The organism is Amycolatopsis sp. NPDC003861 (assembly GCF_053605405.1).
Map to the genome: position 1 here is coordinate 1 of NZ_JBSGJD010000323.1, position 9,079 is coordinate 9,079.

The window sequence follows — 9,079 nt, forward strand, 5'->3', positions numbered from 1 at the left end:
GTGATCTTCCGACCGGGGTGGGTCTCCCCCGCCCGGCCCCGGCGCCGGTCGTGTGTGGTAAGGCGGGTTAGAACCCGCCTTACCACTCACGAAGGGGTCAGTGCACGGGGTTCCACCCGTCGCTGCCGGCCAGGTATTTCTGCGGGGTGTAGTTGCCGGCCTGTGCGGCGGGCAGCTGCGGCCGGTCGGCACCGCTCCCCGCGCCCGGGCCGGTGTTGCGGTACTCGGTGAACCGGGCGTCCTTCCAGGAGAAGCCCGACATGTCGGTCCACGGCGCCTGCTTGATCGCCGCCGGCAGGGACGTCTCGCGGATCAGGACCTGGGCGATGGCGTCGACGTCGCCGCCCGGGTGCCACGGGCGGCCCAGGTAGAAGCTGGCGTTGGCGGCCGAGCTGACCACCTTGCTGCCGGTGATCAGGAAGCCGTACGGGTTCGACCGCCGGGTGCTGGCCGCGGTCAGGAAGCCGTTGTTGCTGCTGGAACCGCGGTCGAGCGCGGTGATCGTCACCCGGTCGAACACCGCCGTAGCGCGGCCGAAGAGGAAGTCGACGTCGCCGCTGATGGCGCAGTTGCGGTAGTACTGGCGGCCGACCGTGCCGACGGCCGCGGTGTCGGCGTACAGGGTGTCCTGGTGGCCGAGGAAGGTGACGTTGTCGAAAACCATCCGGTCGCCGGTGGTCTTGACCGCGACCGCCTGGGTGTCCTTGATCTCCGGGTGGGCGCCCCGGTCGAAGGAGTTGCGGAAGGTCAGCGCGGTGGCGGTGAAGCCGTTCGCGGCGATCGTCGCGGTCGCGCTGCCGGACGTCCCGTACGTCGAGCCGTCGGGTTTCTTCGTCCCGCTGGCGTTGTCGTAGTCGACGACGACGTCGGCGGCCTTCCCGGTGGTGCCGCGCATCGTGATCCCGGTCTTGCCGGACGGCACCGAGACGACCTCGCGGTAGGTGCCGGGCTTGATCGAGATCGTGCCGCCGGCCGAAACGGCGTTGATGCCGGCCTGGACGGTCGTGTAGTTGCCGGAACCGTCCTTGGCCACGACGACGTTCGCCGCCGCGGCCTCGGCGGCCGGAGCGATCAGCGACGCTCCCGCCACCACCGATGCGACGAGCAGGGTCTTGAACATGGCGCCTCCACGGTGGAACGCGCCGGGGGTACCGGACGGCGGCCGGCACCCCCGGCGCGGGTCGGTTACTGGTAGGTGATGTTGGCCGCGGTGTAGAGGCAGTTCGTCGAGTCCGGGCCGCTGCCGATCTTCGTCGGCTCGCCGCTGGTGACGCCCTTGTACTTCTCGCAGGGCACGATCTTGCGGCTGGAATCCCCGACGATGGTGATCCGGGTCAGCTTGGCGGTGTCACCGTAGTTGGTGTTGATGCCGACCAGCGTCTTGCCGGGCACGGTGGCGGTGACGTTGTCCACGACGACGTTGCGCTTGTACTGCGTCTTGCAGTTGCCGCAGGAGCGGTACAGCTTGCCGAAGTCGTTGACCTGGAAGTTGCGGATGTACATCGTGCCGGGGCCGTTGTGCTGGAACACCTTGTCCGAGGCCTTGCGCGCGCCGCCGCCGTCGATGGTCATCGTCTGCGAGGCGGAGGTGCCTTTGAAGGTCGCGGCGTCTTCGCCGACGTCCTCCCACCAGACGTTGAGCAGCGTGCAGGTGCCGAGGCAGTGCACGCCGTCCGCGGCGGGACTGCCCAGGACGACGTTCTTCAGCGTGGTGCCGTTGGCCAGCTGGAACAGCGGGCTCTGGCCTTCGTCCTGGCCGCCGCTGCCGAGGTCGCCGGTGCCGTAGAACCGCTTGAGCCCGCCGTCGTAGGTGCCGCTGGTGACCTTGATCGTCGCGCCCACCGGCACGCTGCCGCTCGGGGTCGGCCACGACGCGGCCGACGCGGTGGCGCCCGTGCCGACCGCCGCCGAAACGGCGAGCGCGGCGACCGCCACCACCCGGATGATCCGGGACATCGCTGGAGGAACCATTCATCACTCCCTGGTCTCGTGCGTTCAATCGGCGCTGATGGAAAACGTCCGACCGGGTTGTGAAAGCGCTTTCTCGATCCCGAGTTTCGGGTTGCGGACAGGCCGTGTCAATGTCGTTCGCCGCAGCGGCACGCATGTCGCCCGGATGGTCGCCGCCGGCGCGCGTTTTCAGAAAACGCCGAAACTGTCGAAGGTCAGCGGCCGGGCCCGGCGGCCGTCAGGACCAGCGCCGGAACGGCCCAGGTGGGATCGAGGCGTTCGACGAGGGCCGGCGTCCAGCCGACGTCCGAACCCAGGTCCGGGTCGTTCGCCGCGTTGTATTCGGCCAGCAGGTCGACCGCGCGCGGCCACCGGGTGCCCTGGGCGACCAGCGTGCCGGTCGCGTGCAGCACGGTTCCCTTCCAGTAGTGCACCAGCTGGCCCAGCGGCAGCCCGGCCGGGATCCGGAAGAAGTTGTTCTCCGCGTGGATCCGGGACTCCACGCCCACGCCGAGCGAATACGTGTAGGCGGCCGGGTCCTCGATCGAGTAGAGGTTGTCGTAGACGTGCACCTGGCCGTACCGCACCCGCGGCGCGCGCTGCCCGATCTCGGAGAACAGGTTGTGGTGCACGGTGACCCGCAGCTTGCCGACGTCGTAGGTGGGCTTGTCGGTGTTGCCGATCAGCATGGTCTTGTCGTGGTCGTGCAGCCGGTTGTAGGACACCGTGACCAGGTCGGCGCCGTTGACGATGTCGAGCAGGCCGTCGTGGACCTCGTACTTGCGCCCGAAGTACGTGGGCTGCCGGTCGTTCCCGCCGTCGCTGAACTCGTTGTGGTCCACCCAGACGTGCGTCGCGCCGGCCAGGTCGAGGTTGTCGTACTCGGAGTTCCAGTTGCCGTCGGCGCTGTCCAAGGGGTCCCACTGCGGGAAGCAGTCGTGGGCGTCGGAGAAGTGCAGGTTCCGCAGGATGACGTTGTCGCCGGTGACGCGCAGGGTGAGCCCGTGCAGCGTGGCGTCGCGCCCGAGGCCGACGATCGTGGTGTTCGGTCCGACGTCGAGGACGACCTGCTTCGCCTGGTTGGCCTGCGACCGCTCGCGCGCTTCTTCCAGCGGCCCGGACGGCGGCACTCGCCCCCAGGTGGCCGGGTCGTACGCCGCCAGGTAGGCCGGAAGGCTGTACGCCGGATCGGCGAAACTTTCACAGCTCATCGGCCGGTCGGCCGCGTCCACATTGCCCTCGACCGTGCCGCGGACGTAGATGATCTTCGGTGCACCGGGGTGCGCGGCCAGCGCGGCCGCGAGTTCCGAGCGCTTGGTCACCGTGTGGACGTCTTCGCGGGCGGCGGCCGAACCGCCGGTGGTGCCGGTGGTCGCGGCCGCCCAGCCGTCGTGGTCGCCGAGGACGACCCGGCCGGGGTCGCGGCCGTGGGCTTGGGCGGGTGCCGCGGTGAGCGTCAGTCCGAGCAGGGCGAAGCACCCCGCGAAAGCCTTCCAGCGCATGTCGGCTCCTCTAGTCGGTGTCCGGTCTCCTGAGCACCCGCGCGGCGTGCCGGGCGAGCCCGGCCGCGTCCGGGGCGCCGTCGATGACGACGACGTGGTGGGTCAGGGCCAGCTCCTCGCCCGGTTCGAGCAGCCACGGCCGGTGGTAGGTCGCGGCGAAGCTGACCACGGGGAACGGTTCGGCACGGACGTACCAGGCCGTCGGGTGGGCGGCGTTGTCCGGGCTGTCGGCGAACAGCAGCGTCGAGGTCCGCAGGCTTTCGTCGTGCTGCCCGGTGAAAGCGAGCCAGGGCGCCCGGTGGCCCATCGCGTCGGCCGCGGACTTCCCGTCCGACGTCCGGACCGTGCCGCCGACGAACGAGCGCGGCCCGCGCCAGAACAGGCCGCCGTAGCCGGCCGTGTCGCGCCCTTCGGTGACCGGGCTCCCCCAGCGCAGCTCGTGACCGCTGGTGTTGCGCAGCCGGCTGGACCAGGTGAGCGTCCAGTGCCCGCCGCGCAGCGAGACGTCGCCGAACCGCAGCGTCCGGTGTTCGGTGAGCCAGCGCCGTCCGGCCGCGGTGCGCCAGGCCAGCTCGTGCCGCAGCTCGCAGTGCCCGCCGGCGTCGTCGATGCTCTCCCAGCGGACGTGGCCGATGGTCCCGTTGTTGTCGAGCGGGGTGTAGCCGCGGCCGCGGACATAGGTGCGGCCGCCCCAGAAGTTCTCGCCCGAGAGGTGGGCCATGGTGAACTGCAGGCCGTTGTGCCAGGTGTGGTCGTGCGGCCGGACGGCGGTCACGACCTCCCCCGCGGTGGTGCGCAGCGGGTGCAGGTACGGCTTGGGCGAGTCCCCGGCCGGCGTCGGCGGCTCGACGACGTACTCGGCCAGGACGACGTCGCCGAGCCGGACGCGCACCCGGCCGTCGGCCCCCTCGGTCGCCTCCGGCGTGCTGTCCCCCACCGCAGCCCGGCTCACGCCGGTTCCCCGATCTCCCCCAGCAGTTCCCCGACGGACACGGGCCGCCCGGTTTCCAGGGACCGGTTCGCGGCCAGCCCGGTGAGCAGGGCCTGCAGGCCGGCGTCGTGGTCGGCCGCGCAGCCGAGCGCGTCCGGTTCGGCGTCGCCGAGCAGCTCCGCGAGCATCCGTTCGTCGCCGCCGCCGTGCCCGTCCCCGAGGAGCCCGTCGAACACGGCTTCCGCCGGTTCCCAGTGCCGTTGCACGGTCAGCCGGGCCCGCGCCCGCTTCGCCACCGGCTCGGCGCCGGCCGCGTACTCGTTCTCCCGGACGTCCAGTTCGAGCCGTCCTTCGCTGCCGGAGAACGCGACGCGGTAGCCCTCCCGCGGCGAGTACGCGTGCAGGTGGTAGTTCAGCACCGCTCCGCCGTGGTGGCGCACGAGCACGGACAGGTCGTCTTCGATGGTGACGCCGGGCCCGAACACGTCCTGGTTGCGGACGTAGCCGTCCTCCCGCTCGGCGTCGTGGTAGAGGGCGCGCAGCTGGGGTGAGGCTTCGAGGTCCAGCGCGAACCGGTCGCCGGCGGTGCGGTGGCCGGTCTTGTCGCCGTAGAAGAACAGCCGGCCCAGCGCGACCACCGTTTCGGGGCCGGTGCCGAGCCACCAGTTGACGAGGTCGAAGTGGTGGCCGGACTTGTGCACGAGCAGGCCGCCCGAGTTGGCCTTGTCCCGGTGCCAGCGGCGGAAGTAGTCGGCGCCGTGCGCGGTGTCGAGCAGCCAGCTGAACTCGACCGAGCCGATCGCCCCGATCGCCCCGGCGGCCAGGAGTTCCCGCACCCGGCGGTGCACCGGGTTGTACCGGTAGTTGAAGGCGACCCGCACCGAACGGCCCGTCTCGCGCCGGGCGGCGAGGATCCGGCGCGCGCCCTCGACGTCGGTCGTCATCGGCTTCTCCGTGACGACGTCGCAGCCGGCCTCCAGCGCGGCGACGACGTAGTCGGCGTGCGTGTGGTCCGGGGTGCACACCACGACGACGTCGATGCGTTCCTTCGCCAGCATCGCGGTGAAGTCCTCCGGCCGGTAGCCGGGGATTTCGGTACCGAGCCAGCCGTTGTGGACCCGCATGCGGGTTTCGTTGTGGTCGCAGAAGGCCGCGAGCTCGGCCCGCGGCGACGTGGCCAGGGCCCGGGCGAACAGCTGGGCGCGGGAGCCCAGGCCGACGATCGCGTGGCGACGCACCGCCATCACCTCATCTCGTTCAGGCGCGCGTGCCGGCGCCGGTCCAGGGCAGGGCGAGTTCGGAGAAGAGCGCGAGCCGTTCGGCCGCGGTGTCGACGTCCCGGTCCACGCCCGGCACGACGAAGTGCCGTTCGGGCCCGCTGTCCACGGCCCGGACCCACTCGGCGGGCAACGGCAGCGGTTCGGGGGCGTCGCGGACCGCCGCCACCAGCGCGGTGAACGCGCGGGTGGCCGCCAGTGGGGCCAGCAGCGGCTCGCCGTCGCGGACGCGCGCGACGAGGTTGGCCAGCAGGTCGCGGGGCGGCGCGACCGTGCGCCGGCGGCCACCGATGGTGACCAGATCCGTCTTGTAGTGCCAGCGGATCCGGCCTTCGGTGCCGTGGACCAGCACGTACGGCTCGTGGTCGGCCTCGGCGTCGAGGGTGGCGGCGACGACGACGTCCGGAGCCCCGGCGAAGCTCAGCCGGGCGCAGGCGGTGTCGTCGGACTCGATCTCCCGTGCCCGGTACAGTTCCACGGCGATCCGCTCGGGCAGGTCCTCGGCGGTGCCGTTGACCAGCAGGGCGGTCGCGACGGCGTGGGCGAACGGGTTCGTCAGCGCCCCGTCCACGACCGCCTGCCCGCCGACCCGGCGGCGGCCGGCCCACTCGGCGCGGGCGAAGTACCGGTCCCGCCGGATCCACGCCCCGGCGGCGGCGATGCCGGTGACCGTCCCGATCTCGCCGGTTTCGATCGCCGCTCGGACGACGGGGACGGCGGCGGAGCCGAAGCTCTGGAAGCCGGTCTGACAGGCGCGGCCGCGGGCCAGCTCGGCCAGTTCGCCGAAGGCCGCGAGGTCGAGCACCGGCGGTTTCTCGACGAGCAGGTGGCAGCCGGCGGTGAGTGCGAGCTTCGCCAGGGGCAGGTGGGTGTGCGGCGGGGTGGCCACCACGGCGATGTCCGGGGTGGTGCGGGCGAGCAGTTCGGCCGCGTCCCGGGTGATGACGGCGCCTTCGGGGAGCAGCGCACGAGCCTCCGGCGACGGCTCGCGGATGTCGCACGCCCCGGCGAGCACGAGTTCGCCGCGGTCGTGCAGGGCGCGGGCCCGGCGCAGGTGCTGGCCCGCGTAGCCGGCCATGCCGAAGACGACGACGTCCGGCGTCATCGGCGGCCACCGGTCGCGACGGCGGCCAGGGCGAGCGGCCCGGCCACCACGAGGGCGAGGATCGGCAGCATCCAGACGAGCAGGACGGCGATTCCGATGGCCGCGGCGAGGAGCACGGCGTTCTTCGGGTCGGCGGCGGTTTCCCGGGCGGCGGTCGACATCGCCCGGCGCCAGGCCGGGCCCCCGGTCGCCACCAGCTCGCACGTCCGCACCGCGACCACCACTCCGATCACCGCCAGCACCCACAGCGCCGGTTTCAGCACCCCCGCCCCGGGCATCGACGCCACCACCTCGAGGTCCACCGCGAACACCACCACCGCCGCCACGCACCCCAGCCCGAAGAGCACCCCGCCCCGCGCGGCCTCGCGGAAGTCCGCCCAGAACGTCGTCCACAGTGGACTTCCCACGTCCCGGCGGGTGCGGTCGAGGACCCGGCAGCCCGCCACCAGCGCCGGAGCCGCCGTCACCACCGGGACCGACGCCAGCGCGACCAGCAGCCCCGCCAGCAGGCAGTCCGAGAAGTCGCCGAGCCCGGTTCGCCACTGCGTTCGCATCACTTCACCCCTTCAGGCCGCTGGTGCTGACGCCTTCCACCAGCAGCCGCTGGAAGGCGAGGAAGAACAGCACGATCGGGACCAGCGCGAGCGCGGACATCGCGAACATCGCGCCGAAGTTCGACTCGCTGCTGGTGTCCACGAACAGCCGCAGCCCCAGCGGCACGGTGAACTTCTCCGTGTCGTTCAGGTACACCATCTGCGTGAAGAAGTCGTTCCACGTCCAGATGAACGTGAAGATCGACGTCGTCACCAGCGCCGGTTTCGACAGCGGCAGCACCACGTGCCAGAACGTGCGGTAGACCGAGCAGCCGTCGATGATCGCCGCCTCGTCCAGTTCGCGCGGGATGCCCCGCATGAACTGGACGATCAGGAACACGAAGAACGCCTCGGTCGCCAGCAGCTTCGGCAGGATCAGCGGCACGAACGTGTTCACCAGGCCGGCCTGCTGGAAGATCACGTACTGCGGGATCAGCGTGACGTGATAGGGCAGCATCAACGTCGTGATCATGAACGCGAACAGCGCGCCCCGGAACCGGAACTTCAGCCGGGCGAAGGCGAACGCGGCCAGCGAGCACGACAGCACGTTCGCCGCCACCGACAGGCCGGCCACCAGGAACGAGTTGAGGAAGAAGCGGCCGAACCCGACGTCCGCCGCGCCCTCCCAGCCCTTCGGGTAGCCGTCGAAGACGAACCGGGTCGGCAGCAGCGCGAGCCGGGACAGGATCTCGTCCGGCGGCTTGACCGACGCGAACGCCAGCCACACCAGCGGGTACAGCACGATCGCGACGATGACCAGGCACAGCACGTGCCAGCCCGCCGAGCGGGCGCTCCGCGGCAGGACCGTCATTTCCGGTCCTCCGCGTCGTCGTAGAAGACCCACAGCTTCGCGGTGCGGAACACGACGGCCGTCACGATCGCGATGACCACCAGCAGCACCCACGCCATCGCCGACGCGTAGCCCATCCGGAAGTCCTGGAAGCCGACCTCGAACAGGTAGAGCGTGTAGAACAGGTCCGCGTCGGCCGGGCCGCCGCGGCCGCCGCCGATGACGAACGCCGGGGTGAACGCCTGGAAGGCGTGGATCGCCTCCATCACCAGGTTGAAGAAGATCACCGGCGAGAGCATGGGCAGCGTGATGTGCCGGAACCGGCGGAACGCGCCCGCGCCGTCGATCGCGGCCGCCTCGTGCAGTTCCGCCGGAATCTGCTTGAGCCCGGCCAGGAAGATCACCATCGGCGCGCCGAACTGCCAGACGCCCAGCAGCACGATCGAGGCGAGGCTGAACTGCGGGTCGTCGACCCAGCTCGGCGTGTGCCAGCCGAAGAAGGCGAGGACGCTGTTCACCGGGCCGCCGCCCATGAACAGCGCCCGCCACACCAGCGCCGCCGCGACGCTCGCGCCGAGCAGCGAAGGCGCGTAGAACGCGGCTCGGTAGAAGCCGTTGGCGCCGCGGCGGGTGTTGAGCAGCATCGCCACCAACAGGGACACCGCCAGCTTCAGCGGCACCGAAACCAGCACGTAGATCAGCGTGACCTTGACCGACTGCAGGTAGCGGTCGTCGCCGGTGAACATGTGCGCGAAGTTGCCGAACCCGACCCACTCCGGCGAGGTGAACAGGTCGTAGTCGGTGAACGACAGGTACAGCGAGACCACCATCGGGCCGACGGTCAGCGCCACCGCGCCGAGCAGCCACGGCGTGAGGAAGGCGAACGCCTCCGGCTGGCTCTTGCGGCGGCGGCGCCCGGCCGGACGGCCCC

At 71.3% G+C, this 9,079-nt stretch carries 9 protein-coding genes; all 9 read right to left on the minus strand.

The genetic code is table 11. The features are described 5' to 3' along the window. Positions 1-97: 97 nt before the first annotated feature. Positions 98-1,120, minus strand: a complete 1,023-nt coding sequence (locus tag ACWEVN_RS43305) for a pectinesterase family protein (RefSeq protein WP_452055159.1) — start codon at positions 1,118-1,120, stop codon at positions 98-100. Between the two features lie 65 nt (positions 1,121-1,185). Further along, the gene (locus tag ACWEVN_RS43310; RefSeq protein WP_449686009.1) at positions 1,186-1,956 is read right to left on the minus strand and encodes a pectate lyase; all 771 of its coding nucleotides are present in this window, start codon (positions 1,954-1,956) and stop codon (positions 1,186-1,188) included. A 209-nt stretch (positions 1,957-2,165) separates the two neighbouring features. Beyond that, positions 2,166-3,452 carry a pectate lyase family protein gene (locus tag ACWEVN_RS43315; protein ID WP_452055160.1) on the minus strand — a complete coding sequence of 429 codons (1,287 nt, stop codon included), beginning with the start codon at positions 3,450-3,452 and terminating at the stop codon, positions 2,166-2,168. A gap of 10 nt (positions 3,453-3,462) precedes the next feature. Beyond that, entirely contained in the window at positions 3,463-4,404 is a 942-nt protein-coding gene (locus tag ACWEVN_RS43320) for a DUF6807 domain-containing protein (RefSeq protein ID WP_452055161.1), read from the minus strand. Beyond that, positions 4,401-5,627: a Gfo/Idh/MocA family protein gene (locus ACWEVN_RS43325; RefSeq protein WP_452055162.1), complete on the minus strand. Its 1,227-nt coding sequence runs from the start codon at positions 5,625-5,627 to the stop codon at positions 4,401-4,403. Before ACWEVN_RS43325 ends, ACWEVN_RS43320 begins: the two co-directional genes overlap by 4 nt. Positions 5,628-5,640: 13 nt before the next feature. Beyond that, positions 5,641-6,765 carry a Gfo/Idh/MocA family protein gene (locus ACWEVN_RS43330; protein ID WP_452055163.1) on the minus strand — a complete coding sequence of 375 codons (1,125 nt, stop codon included), beginning with the start codon at positions 6,763-6,765 and terminating at the stop codon, positions 5,641-5,643. Further along, positions 6,762-7,319: a DUF624 domain-containing protein gene (locus ACWEVN_RS43335; RefSeq protein WP_452055164.1), complete on the minus strand. Its 558-nt coding sequence runs from the start codon at positions 7,317-7,319 to the stop codon at positions 6,762-6,764. Before ACWEVN_RS43335 ends, ACWEVN_RS43330 begins: the two co-directional genes overlap by 4 nt. Positions 7,320-7,323: 4 nt before the next feature. Next, on the minus strand, positions 7,324-8,169 hold the full coding sequence (locus tag ACWEVN_RS43340; RefSeq protein WP_452055165.1) for a carbohydrate ABC transporter permease: 846 nt from the start codon (positions 8,167-8,169) through the stop codon (positions 7,324-7,326). Further along, positions 8,166-9,079, minus strand: a 914-nt coding sequence (locus ACWEVN_RS43345; RefSeq protein ID WP_452055166.1) for a carbohydrate ABC transporter permease, incomplete at its 5' end; no start/stop codon positions are given. The genes ACWEVN_RS43345 and ACWEVN_RS43340, both read right to left, overlap by 4 nt.